17 protein-coding genes are annotated in these 15542 nt (G+C 44.7%); 8 read left to right on the forward strand and 9 right to left on the reverse strand.

Features of this window, described 5'->3' with window-relative positions; all coding sequences use genetic code 11:
- Positions 1–5 precede the first annotated feature (5 nt).
- Complete coding sequence (locus NDJ01_RS04695) at positions 6–800, reverse strand: DUF4344 domain-containing metallopeptidase (protein WP_258586346.1); 795 nt, start codon at positions 798–800, stop codon at positions 6–8.
- An 865-nt stretch (positions 801–1665) separates the two neighbouring features.
- On the opposite strand from NDJ01_RS04695, the gene gltS (NDJ01_RS04700) reads away from it, so the two are divergent.
- Positions 1666–2901, forward strand: coding sequence for a sodium/glutamate symporter (gene gltS, locus NDJ01_RS04700; protein WP_258586347.1), 1236 nt, complete (start codon positions 1666–1668; stop codon positions 2899–2901).
- A gap of 100 nt (positions 2902–3001) precedes the next feature.
- On the opposite strand, the gene NDJ01_RS04705 is transcribed toward gltS (NDJ01_RS04700), so the two are convergent.
- Genes NDJ01_RS04705 through NDJ01_RS04715 form a run of 3 tightly spaced genes read right to left on the reverse strand, consistent with a single transcriptional unit; the run spans position 3002 to position 5057 of the window.
- A complete protein-coding gene (locus NDJ01_RS04705; protein WP_145472476.1) occupies positions 3002–3832 on the reverse strand; it encodes a hypothetical protein in 831 nt (276 codons plus the stop codon).
- Entirely contained in the window at positions 3832–4689 is an 858-nt protein-coding gene (locus tag NDJ01_RS04710) for an ABC transporter ATP-binding protein (RefSeq protein WP_258586348.1), read from the reverse strand. The genes NDJ01_RS04705 and NDJ01_RS04710 overlap by 1 nt, the downstream gene beginning before the upstream one ends.
- Entirely contained in the window at positions 4686–5057 is a 372-nt protein-coding gene (locus NDJ01_RS04715; RefSeq protein WP_005392046.1) for a GntR family transcriptional regulator, read from the reverse strand. Before NDJ01_RS04715 ends, NDJ01_RS04710 begins: the two co-directional genes overlap by 4 nt.
- A 415-nt stretch (positions 5058–5472) precedes the next feature.
- Between NDJ01_RS04715 and gltS (NDJ01_RS04720) the strand changes: the two genes are divergently transcribed.
- Together gltS (NDJ01_RS04720) and NDJ01_RS04725 are read left to right on the forward strand one after the other, a co-directional pair.
- A complete protein-coding gene (gene gltS / locus NDJ01_RS04720; protein WP_006740924.1) occupies positions 5473–6699 on the forward strand; it encodes a sodium/glutamate symporter in 1227 nt (408 codons plus the stop codon).
- Positions 6700–6856: 157 nt separating this feature from the next.
- On the forward strand, positions 6857–7723 hold the full coding sequence (locus NDJ01_RS04725; protein WP_139059720.1) for a glycerol kinase: 867 nt from the start codon (positions 6857–6859) through the stop codon (positions 7721–7723).
- Positions 7724–7814: 91 nt separating this feature from the next.
- On the opposite strand, the gene nagB is transcribed toward NDJ01_RS04725, so the two are convergent.
- The gene (gene nagB, locus NDJ01_RS04730) at positions 7815–8615 is read right to left on the reverse strand and encodes a glucosamine-6-phosphate deaminase (RefSeq protein WP_006740926.1); all 801 of its coding nucleotides are present in this window, start codon (positions 8613–8615) and stop codon (positions 7815–7817) included.
- Between the two features lie 374 nt (positions 8616–8989).
- On the opposite strand from nagB, the gene NDJ01_RS04735 reads away from it, so the two are divergent.
- Positions 8990–9241 carry a DUF3081 domain-containing protein gene (locus NDJ01_RS04735; protein ID WP_005392042.1) on the forward strand — a complete coding sequence of 84 codons (252 nt, stop codon included), beginning with the start codon at positions 8990–8992 and terminating at the stop codon, positions 9239–9241.
- 152 nt (positions 9242–9393) lie between these two features.
- On the opposite strand, the gene NDJ01_RS04740 is transcribed toward NDJ01_RS04735, so the two are convergent.
- Positions 9394–9747 (reverse strand): DUF413 domain-containing protein, encoded by a 354-nt coding sequence (locus tag NDJ01_RS04740; RefSeq protein ID WP_005392041.1) that lies wholly within the window; start codon positions 9745–9747, stop codon positions 9394–9396.
- Positions 9748–9895: 148 nt separating this feature from the next.
- Between NDJ01_RS04740 and NDJ01_RS04745 the strand changes: the two genes are divergently transcribed.
- Entirely contained in the window at positions 9896–10789 is an 894-nt protein-coding gene (locus NDJ01_RS04745; protein WP_005374436.1) for a LysR family transcriptional regulator, read from the forward strand.
- An 81-nt stretch (positions 10790–10870) separates the two neighbouring features.
- Here the strand turns inward: NDJ01_RS04745 and NDJ01_RS04750 are convergent, their stop codons facing one another.
- The 3 genes from NDJ01_RS04750 to NDJ01_RS04760 form a co-directional block, all read right to left on the reverse strand.
- The gene (locus NDJ01_RS04750) at positions 10871–11566 is read right to left on the reverse strand and encodes a pirin family protein (RefSeq protein WP_161445532.1); all 696 of its coding nucleotides are present in this window, start codon (positions 11564–11566) and stop codon (positions 10871–10873) included.
- Positions 11567–11575: 9 nt separating this feature from the next.
- On the reverse strand, positions 11576–12019 hold the full coding sequence (locus tag NDJ01_RS04755; RefSeq protein ID WP_006740929.1) for a DoxX family protein: 444 nt from the start codon (positions 12017–12019) through the stop codon (positions 11576–11578).
- A gap of 325 nt (positions 12020–12344) precedes the next feature.
- Positions 12345–12548, reverse strand: a complete 204-nt coding sequence (locus NDJ01_RS04760) for a hypothetical protein (protein WP_017633816.1) — start codon at positions 12546–12548, stop codon at positions 12345–12347.
- Positions 12549–12742: 194 nt separating this feature from the next.
- Between NDJ01_RS04760 and NDJ01_RS04765 the strand changes: the two genes are divergently transcribed.
- The 3 genes from NDJ01_RS04765 (at position 12743) to NDJ01_RS04775 (ending at position 15508) form a co-directional block, all read left to right on the forward strand.
- On the forward strand, positions 12743–14110 hold the full coding sequence (locus tag NDJ01_RS04765; RefSeq protein ID WP_258586349.1) for an AlkA N-terminal domain-containing protein: 1368 nt from the start codon (positions 12743–12745) through the stop codon (positions 14108–14110).
- Positions 14107–14589, forward strand: a complete 483-nt coding sequence (locus NDJ01_RS04770; RefSeq protein ID WP_005392035.1) for a methylated-DNA--[protein]-cysteine S-methyltransferase — start codon at positions 14107–14109, stop codon at positions 14587–14589. Before NDJ01_RS04765 ends, NDJ01_RS04770 begins: the two co-directional genes overlap by 4 nt.
- Positions 14590–14689: 100 nt before the next feature.
- Positions 14690–15508 carry a hypothetical protein gene (locus NDJ01_RS04775; RefSeq protein WP_258586350.1) on the forward strand — a complete coding sequence of 273 codons (819 nt, stop codon included), beginning with the start codon at positions 14690–14692 and terminating at the stop codon, positions 15506–15508.
- The last annotated feature ends 34 nt before the right edge of the window (positions 15509–15542 follow it).

A 15542-nucleotide genomic window follows, 5' to 3' on the forward strand; every position in this document is an offset into this window, starting at 1 on the left:
TTGTCTTACTGAATTCTACGTGGCGATTTTTCTTTTGGTTCATTATGTTGCAGGTAGTGGTTCCAATTCGTGCGTATGTTCTCATAGTTGTATTGGCAAAAGTCTTTGCGATCTCGTAGGTAGTCTTTTTCAACTTCATCGAGAAGCGACTTGTACTGTTCCGGATCACTGCCGTACACCAAACATAAGGTAGAGAAGTAGCGTTGCAAATCAAAACTGTGCTCATCAATGTACTCACCGAAGTCGTAGTAGTCCGGTCTGTCATCGGACTCAAATGCGAACATGTCGGCGGCGCTAATGGCCATCTCTGCGCCATCTTCTAGGAAGTCAATAATTAAGATCGTGGCAAAATTATCGACGGCATCTTCTTCTTTTCCGAGAACAGGGATGTTTTGATCTTCGATGTAAGCATGCCCTGCTTCATGCAGCAAGGTGTGTAATAACGTATCTAACGCCCCTGTTTTTGGGGATTTTCCAAGGCGTTCTTCATACTGGTTATTGGAGAAGTAATTGAGTGATTCCAAATAAAAAGTGTAAGGAATGTGTATCGTGTGCGTGTCGGGATCGTACATTGGGCCATCTTCTCCGCCGTAAATCAGTGTGAGTGGTTTGCGAAATGGAAAGTGGATCTGAGATAGCTCAACAAAAATTGGGTTTACATCGCTGTTTTGGATAGATTGCAGGGCGATGTTTTCATGGGTTGTTTCCACGGGAGAATATTCAATACGGATATTTTCCGCTGCAGTGGCAGATGAGATGGCACAGAGTAATAGCACAGGGAAAAGCGAATGAATTTTCATGTAGGGCTCTTGTTATTTTAATAACTTACATAAAAATTATACATGTTTTTGTGTGATGCATAATTGGGATTGTTTTTATCACCCAGAACCGGGTAGTTAGCCTCGAAAGACTACCATGACAACACCGTACATTTTGGTTGCTGGGCCCTCAAGAAAGCCTATCAAAACACGTTTTACTCAGGAGACGATAGATAAGTGATTGGCTTTTAAGGTTTATTTCTTGGTGAGGCTAAGCTGAATTCGCTTCGCTCTTTTGTCTGTAAAAATGCTATTCAGCAGTTAATCATTATGGAAAGAAACCATAGGGTTGGTGAATGTCACTGAATTGAAGAAAATTATCAGCAATATGTTATAATCCGGCTCCGTTGTGACGAAAACGTTTGTTGCAGCTTGAGAGTTTCCTTGGATTCGGCTCGTTTACACATCATGAGCCAGAGTTAAAAAACTACGACAGGAACAAGCAAACCCAATTGTTTTGAACGCGATCTCGGCGTTTAGAGGTTACAACGGGAAGGAACTTTGTTTGATAGTAATTGACACATTCTGTTTAAGTAAGGGAGCCCAATGTGGTTCAGAAAGTGTCACCCAGAATTTACTCACAACACTATACCCCAAGCAGTAACGCACAGGTATTGCGAGGGGGCATTTGAAGGAGCTATATCGGCTCCTTTCACATTTAAGGGCTTGCTAACAGCGGAAAACTGACACATCGCTAAAGGAGCGTCCCTTAAACTAGCCTAAGGCGCATCTACACCAACTTTTGAGTATTTTCGAAACAGTAAAGCGAGAACATTTGCTATTGAATGAAGGTTAAATTAACACTCGATCATTACGGAGGATGAAGAGAACAATAATAAGAGGCGATATGAATCATTTAATATCTGTAGGTGCACTGGAGTCCTTCTTGGTCGCAATCAGTGTGCTTTTCCTGGGGCATTTTATTAATGCTAAGCTACCGATTTTAAAGAAGTTCAACATACCTGAGCCGATTGTAGGTGGCCTTATTGTGGCCTGCATGATTACTGCTCTTCATTTCAACGGCATCGACTTGGAGTTCGATTTGCCGTTACAAAATACGTTTATGTTAATGTTTTTTGCGACGGTTGGTTTGGCCGCAAATTACACTCAGTTGATGAAAGGAGGTGCGAAGGTTTTTATCTTCTTAGCTGTCGCATCGTTTTACATCATCATACAAAACGGCGTTGGCGTTTCACTCGCGGCGGCGCTCGGTTTAGATCCTTTGATGGGGTTAATTGCTGGCTCGATTACTCTTTCTGGTGGCCATGGTACAGGTGCAGCGTGGTCACAAACCTTCCAAGACGTGTATGGATTGGATAACGTTTTGGAAATTGCGATGGCATCAGCCACTTTTGGTTTGATCATCGGCGGTATCATTGGTAGCCCAGTGGCACAGCGCCTCGTAGAAAAAAACAGCATTGAATCGGAGTATGGTCGTGGTGGTCGAGATGCCAAAACTCATGAAAAATTCCCTGAGTTGGTGACCTACAACGAATACGAAGAAGATAAAGTAACGGCGAAAAAAGTGGTGGAGAAACTCTTCTTCCTACTGATCTGTGTTACTGGGGCCAAGTATGTCGAGCAATGGGTAAGCACGTATGAAATCTCATGGCTGATGATTCCAGACTTCGTATATGCGCTATTTATTGGTGTGATCATTACGAATTTCTTGGAAGTGACCAAAATTCGTAAGTTAGATGCCGAAACGGTCGATATGTTAGGTACGGTATCGCTATCTCTGTTCCTAGCGATGGCTCTGATGAGCTTGAAATTATGGAATATCTTTGACTTAGCGATTCCATTCTTGGTCATTTTGGCTGTGCAGTCTGTGGTCTTAGCTATCTTCACTTACTACGTTACGTTCAAAGTGATGGGACGCAACTATGACGCTGCGGTTATTGCGGGTGGTCACTGTGGTTTTGGCTTGGGGGCAACCCCAACAGCCGTGATGAACATGGGCTCTATCGTTAACCGATTTGGCCCGTCGCCGCAGGCATTTATGGTGGTGCCAATAGTGGGGGCTTTCTTTATCGACATCGTTAACTTAATCATTTTACAAGGTTACATTTCATTCCTTGGTTAAATTTAAGTTCATGATCTCCTAAGGTCGAAATAAAAACGGTCACAACACAGGTTGTGACCGTTTTTTATGGCTCGATTTTGGCCGTTTATCGAACGACGGATTATTGAATGGTTCGGCTGAACTTGAGACTAGCTGTCCAACCAAGAACGCCGATGAAAGCGTAAATGCCAACGTTTAACCAACCCGCTTGAGGAATTGCATTCAATGGGCTTGGTGCAACAATGGCGTGCAGTGGAAGGTAAAGCACTTCGGAGAAGAACTGATCTAGGCCGTAATAGCCAAATAGTGCGATTGGCATCCAGCGCAGCGCATAAATGGCGATAAACAAAATGACCAGTGGTGAGTTCACTTTCTGAGAAATAGCCATTGCGGTTAATGCCAGCGGTAATAGTAGAATACCGGCGAATAACATTCTGATTAAAAACTCTCCCCAATGCAGCAGCACGTAACCTAACGAGGCTTGGCGGTACAACAAAGCCAATTGGTGATCAGTAGAGATGTTCAGCAACCACAACATCAAATCTGCTGCGAGCACAAGCGCCGAGCAAACGAGCGGAATCACCAATAAACCAAACCCTAGCTTCACTAAGTGAGTTTTTATATCGCTGACCGGCATACTACGCCAAAACATAATACTGCCCTCTGCGCGCTCTTTGCGCAGTGTTCTCGGGAAGTATTGAACGGCTAACAAGATAGACAGTAGTCCCGCCCCGCCGGTGATCAACATGTTTACATCGTCACCAAGCTCTTTGTGAATGTCACTGACATCGCCACCAAAGCTCATTTGGAAAAACATATTGTGTTGTAGAGTGTCGTTGCTCATTAAACTGACAAAGAGAATAAGTCCACATGCCAACACAAACAGTGGAATACGTAAAACAAGAGGGTTTTCCAACCACTCTTTTTGCAACATCGCGACAACTGAACGCATTACGCTGCCTCCTTCTGCAATGCTAAAAATAGATCCGCTAACTTCACCCCATGGATGGAACCCATTGTTTCTGCTTGTTGGGTATACTGGGCTTTGAGTAACCATTTCGTTGAACCGAGGCCTTTTTGTGACGAGAGTGGGTTCATCGCTTCAATTTGTGTGCGGTGCTCGTCGTTGGCTTCAAGAATGAAATAGTCTTCACTAATACTGTCCATCGAGGTTTGCAGAACGGGGCGACCATGCTTGAGAATCAGAACATCTGTCAGCAAGTGCTCAATCTCTGATACTTCATGACTGGCGATGATCAACACGCGCTCGCCGTCGTGAAACCATTCCAATAAGTGACGATAAAACGTATCACGATACACGAGATCTAACCCGAGTGTCGGTTCATCCAATATGAGGATTTGGGTGTTGGTCGCGATCACAATCGCGAGGTGCAATTGCACCTTCATCCCTTTGGATAAAGATTTGATGCGCGCACGAGGTTTGATGTCCGTTTGACGAAGCAGCGTATCTGCTTGAGCGCGATTGAACCCTGGATGCACGCCTTCGGTATAGTTAAGCAGTTGAGCGACAGTCATCCAATCTGGCAGAACGTTCACATCCGAGATGTAGGACAAGCTCTGCATTATTTTGTCGCGTTGCATAATGGGTTCAAATCCGTTGATACGAACAGTGCCTTGATATTCATGTGCGCCGAGTAGGGCATTAATAAGCGTTGATTTACCTGCGCCATTATGGCCGAGTAAGCCAAGTACTTGTCCTGCATGTAGGTCGAAACTCACTTCATGCAGTGCTTCTCCTTGTTGCTGATATTGCTTGGAGACGTTTTTTACACTGACTAATGCGCTCATTGGTCACCTTTCAAGTGTGGTTTTAGTTGTTGAATGAATTCGTCGAGTGACATATCCAGACGCTGTATTGTGTCGGCTATCTGCGGAATTTGTTGTTGAAGAAAACGTGCCTTCTCGTCTGCAAGCAATTTGAGTTTTGCCCCTGAAGCGACAAACATACCTTGACCGCGTTTTTTCTCCACTAACCCCTCATCAACAAGCAATTGATAGCCTTTCATGACGGTGAGGTGGTTAATTTTCATATCCGCAGAGATGCTACGAACAGAGGGCAGAGCATCGCCTTCTTGCCAGATACCTTGCAGTATTTGTTGAGTGATCTGGTCAGCCAACTGTCGAAAAATCGGTTGGCGATCATGCCAATTGGTCATGAGTGAATCTCTTGGCTGAAATGGTGTTATATATAGGTATAACACCTAGTGTGCCGGAGAGAAAGTAATAATTTAAAATTAAGCGTATGTTCCAGCCTTCGCTTTCCCTAACTATCTACCTATGTGATAGCTATTTTGAAGACTTTATTGTGAACATAAATTAGACACTTCTCATAAGTTGAGAAGTGTTATTTTTCTAATCCAATCAAGGTATTTACCACCAACTTGGCATTAGTATTCTCATATAATGATAATCAGTGGGATTTTGGGTACATCAATTTCTTACTTGATGAGAATTTGTGCAAAATACCCCCTAGAAAACAAAAGGTTCGAGAGGCAATCTGATTGACTTAGGCACCTATCTCACGTTGAGCGCTTGCTCAATGAATGAGAAAGAGGAGAGTAAAGAGGTCTCATGAATCAGGTAATATCTATCGGCCCACAAGAGTCGTTTCTCGTCGCAATTTGCGTGTTATTTTTAGGGCAGTTCATTAACACCAAATTACCAACCTTAAAGAAATTCAATATCCCAGAGCCAATTGTTGGTGGCCTAGTTGTGGCTTGCGTGATCACGACGATGCACTTAAATGGTGTGGATGTATCATTTGATTTGCCACTGCAAAACACCTTTATGCTGATGTTTTTTGCGACGGTTGGCTTAGCCGCGAATTACACCCAACTGATTAAAGGCGGTGCGAAGGTTTTCATCTTCCTTGTTGTGGCATCGGTCTACATTCTTATCCAAAATGCGGTCGGCGTATCCTTAGCAACCGCATTGGGGTTAGATCCACTCATGGGGTTGATCGCCGGCTCTATTACGCTTTCTGGCGGACATGGAACTGGTGCGGCGTGGTCGCAAACTTTTCAAGAAATGTATGGTTTGCACAATGTCCTAGAAGTGGCGATGGCTTCTGCTACGTTTGGCTTGGTCATGGGCGGGATTATTGGCAGCCCTGTCGCGCAAAAGTTACTCAACAAACACAACTTAGAATCGGAATACGGACGCACCAACCAAAGTCATCAGAGTTTCCCTGAATTGGTGACCTATAACGAACATGAAGAAGATCGTGTCACGGCGAAAAGAGTTGTAGAAAGCTTATCCATTATTTTGCTTTGCGTGACAGGCGCGAGCTATCTGGAGAGTTGGGTGAGCAGTTTTGGCATCAAGTGGTTGATGATCCCAGATTTTGTTTATGCGCTGTTTATTGGTGTTGTCATCACCAACATCATGGAAGTGACCAAGGTGCGCAAGGTTGATTTAGAAACCGTTGATATTCTTGGTACGGTTTCGCTATCGCTGTTCCTTGCCATGGCTCTGATGAGCTTGAAATTGTGGAATATCTTTGATCTTGCGATCCCATTCCTTATTATTCTTGCTATTCAGTCTGCCGTACTCGCGGTGTTCACTTATTACGTAACATTCCGCATGATGGGCAGTAATTACGATGCCGCGGTGATCGCCAGTGGACATTGTGGTTTCGGTTTAGGTGCCACACCGACTGCGGTCATGAATATGGGCTCTATCGTGAGTCGTTATGGTCCATCACCACAAGCATTTATGGTGGTACCAATTGTCGGTGCATTCTTCATCGACATTGTGAACTTAGTGATTTTACAAGGCTGCATCGCTTTTATTAAATAACACCCGCTTCTTTCAACTTAACATAACAAAGCCAGTCCCTTGAGGCTGGCTTTGTTATTTGTAACACGAAATCTTGTTTCTCCGACTTCAAGCCGTGAAATCAATACGTTACTATGATGACATAGTGTTCAGTTTTACAGCAGCATGAGGTACCCACATGTCTGAAAAAATATCGACGTCGGCATTAGCGAAAATGCGTAAGGTTGAAGCCAAGCTGTTGTTTGCCGATCTCAAACGTGCTGGCTACATTGTTCGCCAAGACGAAAAATGGATTCTGACGGAAGAAGGCGCCAAGTTTGGCGGCGAGTATGTGGATCACCCTAAATTTGGCCAGTTCATCGTCTGGCCGACCAATTTACATATTGAGCTGACTTCCAGCTCAGGGAAAACATTAAGCGCCACGCAGCTGGGTGAAAAGCTGAAACTGAATGCGAAGCGCATGAACCAACTGTTGAGTGAGTTGGGGTGGATCGCCAAATCTGAAGAAGGTTGGAGTGTCACTGAAGCTGGTATACGCGCTGGTGGACAGCAAAGAACCGATAAAGAGACACAAAATACCTTTGTCGTATGGCACGATGTGGTGCTGCGTAATAAGCGTCTTAAGCAGTCTGTCATTGAATTTTTAGGGCAAGATGCGGAGTCACACTCCACGGATAAATCTTACTCAAGCTTTCGCCAAAAGTTTGAAGCCAAACACCGAACATTAGATGGGCATTACGTGCGCTCTAAGGGGGAGTTGCTCATCGACAACTGGCTGTACTTGGCTGGTGTGGTGCACGCTTATGAACGTCAGCTGCCGATTGACCAAGATGTCACCAGTGATTTTTATTTGCCAGGCGGTAAAGTCTATTTACAGTTTTGGGGAAGTGATACTGGGGAGATGGCTGAGGCTGACCGTGAGACCATTCGTACTGTTTATGAGCAGCATCATTTTAACCTTATCGAAGTCGAACCGAGTGAACTAGACAAGTTAGATGAAGTGCTGCCTAAGCGTCTTCGTCAGTTTGGTATTAAAGCTTATTAACGACTTAAGCCCGCTGTTCAGATAAGAAAAAACCCGTGATCAATCACGGGTTTCGTATTTTTAGCGTGCATCTAGGCTGTCATCCTATGGATTAAAAACCTTTGATGTTTTCCGCTTCTAGCTCCGAGAAGTACTTCACTGTCTTCACTTTCAGTTCTTGTTGAGCTGGCTCGTCACATACGATCACTGCTTTAGGGTGAAGTTGAAGTGCAGAAACCGTCCATAGGTGGTTTACACAACCCTCTACTGCTGCTTCAAGTGCTTGAGCTTTGTTATGACCTGTTACCAGAATCATCACTTCTTCTGCGTCTAGCAGTGTACCCACACCGATAGTCAGTGCGTATTTAGGTACTTGGTTGATATCGCCGTCAAAGAAGCGAGAGTTCGCAATGCGAGTGTCTTCAGTCAGTGTCTTGATGCGAGTACGAGAAGACAGAGATGACGCTGGCTCGTTGAACGCGATGTGACCGTCGTTACCCACGCCGCCCATGAACAGGTTGATCTTGCCGTAAGACTTAATTTTGTCTTCGTAACGTTTACATTCTGCGTCGTGATCGTCAGTGTTGCCGTTCAGTAGGTTGATGTTTTCTTCTTGGATATCAATGTGATTAAAGAAGTTGTTGTACATGAACGAGCGGTAAGACTCTGGGTGATCTGCAGGGATGCCAATGTACTCATCCATGTTGAAAGTCACGACGTTTTTGAAGCTCACTTCGCCGGCTTGGTAAAGCTCGATTAGGGCTTTGTAGGTTGCTAGAGGAGTGCCACCAGTTGGTAGACCCAGAACGAATGGACGCTCAGCAGTAGGTTTAAAGTCGTTGATACGCTTAGCGATATGCGCAGCTGCCCACTTACCTACTTGTGCTGCTCGAGTTAACGGGATAAGTCTCATTTTGTGCCCCTAGTTATTAGAATTTACGATGTACCGAAACATTAATTCGCATTATAAAATAAGTAATGACGAACTGCTATTGTTTTAGGTCAAAATTTTGCTTTTTCTTTAACCAGTGTTGATTTTATCGACTGTTTTTATATCTAAATGCTTTTATAAGCCGATTTTTTACAAAGAAATTGCATTATGAAACTGACGAATTGATAGATAAAATTTATGATCTAAATTAAGTTCTGTCTTCGCACTTAACCTTGTTTTTTAATAACCTACAGAGTGTGAAACCGCACACGAACTTCAAATATTATGGGATGGACATGGCACGACGCTCATTCCTTAACCATAATTGAAATGTGTAAACCAGTGAGGAATTCGGTATGAAAAATGAGTTAGATCCGAGCAAAGTACTACAGGCTTACGAATGTGTGATGAACAACGGTACACCAACCGAATTTGGCAAAATGTATGAAGGTGTAGAAGCGTTTTCCGATTACGACGGGTACAACGTTTTCTTACGAGGGAATGGTGTTGAGCTAAAGGTTGGCTTCCACAATACCTATCAATTGGAGTACGACCAAGAGCACTTGAAAGAGAGCTTTTTGAAAAAGATCGCGATGCTTGCAAAGTAGACTAGCACTAAATACTAAAAAAGCCCTTGGGAGAACGCGCCCTTGGGCTTTAGGAGAAGAAATGAGCTTGTTTTTGCTCGCTCAGTCAAACCAAACGAGCTTTCGCCTACTGCCTACTGCTAGAAAAAGGCGAGAATTAGTTTATTTGGTTATTAATCGTCTTCGACCAAACTCTCTTCAATGTAATCTTCTGTCGCGTCAGGCTTATTACGACCATTTAGCGTGTGGAAGCGCTTGCGACCACGAGCAAGTTGGGTGTACTTTAGCCACGTACGCTCAAGTTTTGTTTTTGCTTTGCCTGGGTTTTCTAGCACCTTGATGAAGTGTTTCTCTTCGCTATTTTCAGGTGTTAATTCGCCTGACTCTAAGCCAAGCATAGTATCCCCATAAATTGTTAGGATTTCCTCTTCCGAGAGAGTAAAATCGCCAGACTTTGCAAAGCCGCGTGGGAATTTTACGTTGTCGTAAAAACGTTTTTTGCCATGACGGAATTCAGTGTCAGACATGTCAACAGCCTCTGTAACCGTTATTGATGAATGTAGTGAACTACGGCGAAAATTAGGCGTAAAGCTAACAAAAGAAAAACAAAACTTTTTTGTCGTCATGATTTTAATTAGTTGTTAATCTGGTTTTATATTAACCAGGAGATGGTTTATGGATGTAAAAGTCTTTCGAACATTTTTAGAGCTGGCAAGGGTTCGTCACTTCGGACGCGCCGCTGAGAATCTTTATATTACCCAAGCTGCAGTGAGCGCACGTATCAAACAATTGGAAAGTTACTTCGATACGCAATTGTTTATTCGTGATCGAAATAACATAAAGTTGACCTCTGCAGGTGAGCGCTTAATCAGCTATGCCGAGGTAATGGTCACTACATTGCAACAAGCGAAGCTAGAGTTATCGCTTGAAGATGGCAAAGCGCTGCAACTAACGTTAGGTGGCACGCCAAACATTTGGGACGCTTATTTACAGAATTGTTTAAGTGTCGTCACAGATTCGTTTGGTGGTTATGGCTTCATGGCAGAAGTGATGGGACGTGAGATGCTCAGTCGTAGCTTGCTAGAGCGCACGTTAGATATGGCATTTGCGTTCGATCAGATCAAAGCTGATGAGCTTAACTGTAAAAAAGTGGCGGATGTTGTTCTCGTTCTGGTATCGACTGAGAAAGACTCTTTAGACACCGTTTTTGAAAACAAATACGTGTATGTGGATTGGGGAACACGCTTCTCATCAGAACATTCTGAACGTCACCCTAAGATCCCGGCTCCGTATCTGCGCACCTCAACAGCGCGTATAGCATTGGACTTTATTTTGGAGAAGGGCGGTGCCGCTTACTTACCCATCTCTCTGGTAGAGCCCTTTATCGCCAATGGGCAGCTTCACAAGGTGTCTGGCGTAGAAGATTGGTGTCGCCCTATCTATTTGAGCTATCGTAAAGCTAGCTCGTCTGTAGACGCGATTAAGCAAGTGGAAGAAATTGTCAAAGAGATTGATCCACTGACGGCTTACAGTTTTCAGCAAATTGGTTCCGGAACTTCCGACGAATAGCGTTGAGTGAAAAGTCAGAGAAATTAAAAAGCCGCCTTGGCAAATCCAGGCGGCTTTCTTTTTATCTCGATGAATCGATAGTTATGGCAAGTCAAATAGTAGGGCGGTTGTGCTCTCGTTTGATGTATTGCGTAAAACAACCTTACTTTGCTGTTCGATCTTCGCGCCGTCGCCTGCCGTCAAGGTGGTATTGTCGATGCTAAGGCTCCCCGTTACTTGGTGAACGAATAAGTTTCTACCCGATTCTATCTCAAAGTTAAGTTCGCTATTTGGTTCAAGAATTAACTGATGTAATGTGGCATCTTGCTTAATAAGTAGCGTACCGTTTTCTCCTGTTGGAGTCGCGATAGTTGTTAATCCCGGCGTGCGACCAAAGTCTTTTTGCTGATAACCTGGTTTGGTTCCAAATGTATTTGGCTGAATCCAAATTTGTAGAAAGCGCAGCGTGTCGCGGTTCGACGCATTGTACTCACTGTGGTAAATCCCTTTCCCTGCCGACATGAGTTGGAATTCCCCGGCAGGTAATGTTTTCACGTTACCTTCGCTGTCTTTGTGCGCGATAACACCTTCCAGCACATAGCTGATGATCTCCATATCACGATGGCCATGTGTATCAAAACCTGCGCCAGGTTGGACTACATCGTCATTAATGACTCTCAGCTCAGAAAAGCCCATATGTTGAGGATCGTAATAGCTACCGAAAGAAAACGTATGTCTGCTATCAAGCCAGCCAAAGTTTGCTCGACCTCGGTCTGCTGCATGTCTTACCGTAATCATAGAGCCTCCCTAAGAGAGTTTTTTGTTCAAGAAGTTATCTAGCGCGGCCTTACCTGCGCCAGAAAACGCCAGTGAAACACTTGCTGCCAGTAAAGCTAAGCCAAACTCGTAACCGTTGTTTGCCATGAACAAGCCGTTTTCAAAGTGGACGGAGAATATCGCTACCACCATCGTGAACGCTAAAGCAACGGCTGCCGGGCGAGTTAGTAGGCCAAGCAAGATGAACAAGCCGCCAAAGAACTCTGCGCTGCCAGCAAGGAATGCCATTAGCACGCCAGGACCTAAACCGATGGATGCCATCCACTGACCTGTACCTTCTAACCCATAGCCACCAAACCAACCAAACAGTTTTTGTGCGCCGTGCGCCATAAAGATAATGCCGATTGGAATGCGAAGTGATAGTGCGCTGTAACCTGCGTTTGAAGTGGTGATTTTCTGTAATAGTGCTTTCATGATTCTGTCCTCTGACTCTTTTCAATGAGTGGGAAGCGTGTGCTCCCGTGCTGTTGAGAACAGTTTAGGTGGCGGTGAGAATAAAAATAACGGGAGTATTTTGATAAACTCGTTCTAAAAAATTGAATAATGGTTTTTTGTTATTTTTAATCAGTTGCTTGAGTGTTTTTTATGAGTTTTTTATGCCAGTTTTGTCGTGTTTTAAATCAGGCTCCATCATTATTTTCGATAAACATTTTTGCTGTTAAACAAAAAAAGAGCACAGGTTGCTGTGCTCTATTGCTTTCGCTATTAACAAGGGAGAAAGGTGTGTTAAAGAAAACCGTCAGAGGTTCATTAAGCTCTCTAGTGACTCCTCTACATTGTTGTAGTGATAGGTTCGAATATTACGCCCATCCGTGGCATTAATTTGAATTTCTGAGATCTCGTTATCTGAGTCTCGTTCGATAATTCCAATTGAATGATCTACGGATTTACTGGTAATAACCTTTTGGTTTCTTAGTACAATTACGCAAGTGTGTAAGTCCATGCCAATTCCCTTTAGCCGACGTTGTTGTGATGTTCTGAATCTAACTTTAGTGTACAAAAGCGCTAATGCCAATAAATCTCAATATTGAGTTCCGAAAATGGCTAATTGTAGACGCTTAAGCAAGCTACAATAACATTATATTGAACTATGCCTATGAACAATAAATGACAAAAGGCATGAGCAAGGAAAGCACTATGTTTATTCACCCCCATACCTCACTGACTTTCGAGCAGTGTCATAAGGCTCGAGTCGCGCGAGACAGCCGCTTTGATGGGCGATTTTATGTGGCTGTGAAAACAACGGGGATCTTTTGTCGCCCAATTTGTCCGGCTAATTTACCTAAAGAAGAAAATGTAGAGTACTTCACCGATAAAGCGCAAGCCCTTCAAGCAGGGTACCGTCCGTGTTTACGCTGTCGACCTGATAGCGCTCCTGGATCTTGGGCATGGAAAGGTGTCGAGACGACCTTTCAACGAGCGATTTCGTTAATTGATAGAGGGGAGTTGCATCACCATTCGGTGTCTGAGTTGGCTGAGCGTGTTGGGATTTCTGACCGTTACTTACGTATGTTGTTTGAGCAGTATCTAGGCATGTCACCCAAGCAGTATGCGCAATATCAACAATTAATGTTCGCCAAACAGTTACTTCATTCCAGTTCTATGTCGGTCACGGAAGTAGGCTTCGCCGCCGGTTTTAATAGTACACGCCGCTTTAACGATGCTTTCCAAAAGTTTCTCAAACTGACGCCTTCTCAAGTCCGTCGCAAAGAGTTTGACGGTATGGGTAGCAATCGAATTGCCTTGCCTTATCGAGGTGAATTGAATTGGCAGCACATGTTGGACTTCTACCGTTTACGAGCGATTGAGGGGGTTGAGCTGGTGAGTGATGAGAGTTATCAGCGCAACGTTTTTTTGGATAACAGCAAAGCCTGGTTTAAAGCGACCAAAGGTGAAGGGTACCTAGAGCTAGCGTTTGAAATTGAAGACGTAACGAAGCTGCAAAACTTGGTGTCTGACATTCGTCGTATGTTCGATCTTGACGCCGATATTTGTACTGTTGAGCAGCATTTGGATTATGTTGCACCGGGGCTTGTGTCGAGTAAAGGTATTCGGATTCCTGGTGTATGGAATGCATGGGAGGCTGGAGTTCGAGCGATTTTAGGCCAACAAGTGTCGGTCAAAGCGGCGATTGGTCAACTTAACTTATTGGTGGCCACACTTAGTGGAGAGTCAGAAAAACGCTTTTTCCCGACACCAGATGCGATAGCGAATACCGACGTGAGCTTTTTGCGCATGCCGCAAAGCCGTAAAGAGACGCTAGTGCGCTTCGCCCAGTTCATGCAGGACAACTCAGAAGCCGACCCCCAGCAGTGGCTAGCTTTGAAAGGCATTGGACCTTGGACAGTCAGTTATGCTCAACTGCGAGGGCAATCTCAACCCGATTGCTTTTTAGATAAAGACTTAGTGGTGAAAAAGGCGATGCAGCGTTACCCATCACTGAATACGCACACTGCGGCCCCTTGGGGAAGCTACGCGACGTTTCACTTATGGAATCAATCATGAAAACATTTTATACCGAAATGCCGAGCCCATTAGGAACGGTGACCATCCAATCTAACACTGAGGGCTTGCTTGGCATTTGGTTTGAAACATGCACCACTAAGCCGAGTGAACTGGGAGCGCGAGACGATCAACACCCGATTTTGCGCCAAGCTGTTACCCAGTTGAATGAATATTTTTCTGGCCTACGTAATGAATTTGAGCTGCCTTTGGCGGCTACAGGCACGGATTTTCAAAATCAAGTTTGGCAGGCACTAACGACCATTCCATACGGCGAGACGTGGAGCTATCAAGATCTCGCCAACGCGATTGGCAACCCTAAAGCTGTGCGCGCTGTTGGGTTGGCAAACGGAAAAAACCCTATTTCTATCGTGGTGCCTTGTCATCGCGTTATTGGCAAAAGCGGTAAATTGACAGGGTATGCTGGTGGAGTAGAGCGCAAGCAACGTTTACTTGCGTTGGAGCAAGGTACACCACTTTAAGTGAGGCGATTCTCATATTGTGATTAAGCGTGCTACACAGGGGAAACGATAGTGTAGAGTTTCATATTCGTTATACGAATAGAAAAAGGATAATAAGGACATGCCTTTCAAAACGGATTTTGATGCATTCATGAGTGAGTGTTGGCAGCATCACGAAACACAGCCCGAACAAACTTATGCTCAATTGGAAACGGCTCTGAGTGAGGTGGAAAACGTTAACCACATCGAGCGAATATTCGCATTGATGCTGCACACCGCGATTGGGCACCTCCAGCGTCCAGAACCGTTTCTTGCTTGTTTAGAGCGCTTTGATGAACGCAAGGTTGCCGAGAGTTCGGCATTGCAACGCAATATTGCCGTTGCGCGCTACTTCGTAGATGGCACTGACAATATGGAATTATTGGAAGAGCAAGACCAACGACGAGTTTACGCTTTGATTTCGAATGAACTGTCTGCGCTTGCTCAGCTTGAGCTGGCGAGCCAATGGCTGGCGAAAGCCGCGCTAGGTATGACACCACAAGATGCTGAAGGGCCGCTAGCGCGCTCTATCGCAATCACAGCAAACAACTTGGCGTGTCAGTATGAAGCGCTGGCTGAGCGCACGGATGTGGAAAAATCGAGGATGCTAGAAGCGGCGAAGCTCGCGTTGGATTACTGGAAAGTGGCGGGTGGTTGGATGCAAGAAGAACGTGCTGAGTATCGCTTAGCGATGAGTTTACTCAAAGCGGGTGAAGCCGGACAAGCCAAGCAGCATGCCGAGCGCTGCGAAGCCATTTGTCAGCAAAATGGTGGTGACGCGTTTGAGCTGTTCCATGCGCATGATTTGCTGATGCAAGTGCACTTCCATCTTAGCCAGAAATATAAAGCTCGAGTGGATGTGGGGATGCAGCAATACTGCACAACGAGTTCGTTGACATGATCTCAACGTTGAATAAAAAAGCCCCGAGCGAATG

Origin of the sequence: Vibrio sp. HS-50-1 (assembly GCF_024747315.1) — a bacterium.
In the GTDB taxonomy this organism is placed as follows: Bacteria; Pseudomonadota; Gammaproteobacteria; order Enterobacterales; family Vibrionaceae; genus Vibrio; species Vibrio diabolicus.

Excerpts from the sequence above, each read along its gene's own strand:
- gltS (WP_258586347.1), top strand. The coding sequence starts at position 1,666 with ATGAATCATTTAATATCTGTAGGTGCACTGGAGTCCTTCTTGGTCGCA.
- NDJ01_RS04750 (WP_161445532.1), bottom strand. The coding sequence starts at position 11,566 with ATGATTACGGTAAGACATGCAGCAGACCGAGGTCGAGCAAACTTTGGC.
- NDJ01_RS04760 (WP_017633816.1), bottom strand. The coding sequence starts at position 12,548 with ATGGACTTACACACTTGCGTAATTGTACTAAGAAACCAAAAGGTTATT.
- NDJ01_RS04705 (WP_145472476.1), bottom strand. The coding sequence starts at position 3,832 with ATGCGTTCAGTTGTCGCGATGTTGCAAAAAGAGTGGTTGGAAAACCCT.
- gltS (WP_006740924.1), top strand. The coding sequence starts at position 5,473 with ATGAATCAGGTAATATCTATCGGCCCACAAGAGTCGTTTCTCGTCGCA.
- NDJ01_RS04745 (WP_005374436.1), top strand. The coding sequence starts at position 9,896 with ATGGATGTAAAAGTCTTTCGAACATTTTTAGAGCTGGCAAGGGTTCGT.
- NDJ01_RS04735 (WP_005392042.1), top strand. The coding sequence starts at position 8,990 with ATGAAAAATGAGTTAGATCCGAGCAAAGTACTACAGGCTTACGAATGT.
- NDJ01_RS04755 (WP_006740929.1), bottom strand. The coding sequence starts at position 12,019 with ATGAAAGCACTATTACAGAAAATCACCACTTCAAACGCAGGTTACAGC.
- NDJ01_RS04775 (WP_258586350.1), top strand. The coding sequence starts at position 14,690 with ATGCCTTTCAAAACGGATTTTGATGCATTCATGAGTGAGTGTTGGCAG.
- NDJ01_RS04765 (WP_258586349.1), top strand. The coding sequence starts at position 12,743 with ATGTTTATTCACCCCCATACCTCACTGACTTTCGAGCAGTGTCATAAG.
- NDJ01_RS04770 (WP_005392035.1), top strand. The coding sequence starts at position 14,107 with ATGAAAACATTTTATACCGAAATGCCGAGCCCATTAGGAACGGTGACC.
- NDJ01_RS04715 (WP_005392046.1), bottom strand. The coding sequence starts at position 5,057 with ATGACCAATTGGCATGATCGCCAACCGATTTTTCGACAGTTGGCTGAC.
- NDJ01_RS04725 (WP_139059720.1), top strand. The coding sequence starts at position 6,857 with ATGTCTGAAAAAATATCGACGTCGGCATTAGCGAAAATGCGTAAGGTT.
- NDJ01_RS04695 (WP_258586346.1), bottom strand. The coding sequence starts at position 800 with ATGAAAATTCATTCGCTTTTCCCTGTGCTATTACTCTGTGCCATCTCA.
- nagB (WP_006740926.1), bottom strand. The coding sequence starts at position 8,615 with ATGAGACTTATCCCGTTAACTCGAGCAGCACAAGTAGGTAAGTGGGCA.
- NDJ01_RS04710 (WP_258586348.1), bottom strand. The coding sequence starts at position 4,689 with ATGAGCGCATTAGTCAGTGTAAAAAACGTCTCCAAGCAATATCAGCAA.
- NDJ01_RS04740 (WP_005392041.1), bottom strand. The coding sequence starts at position 9,747 with ATGTCTGACACTGAATTCCGTCATGGCAAAAAACGTTTTTACGACAAC.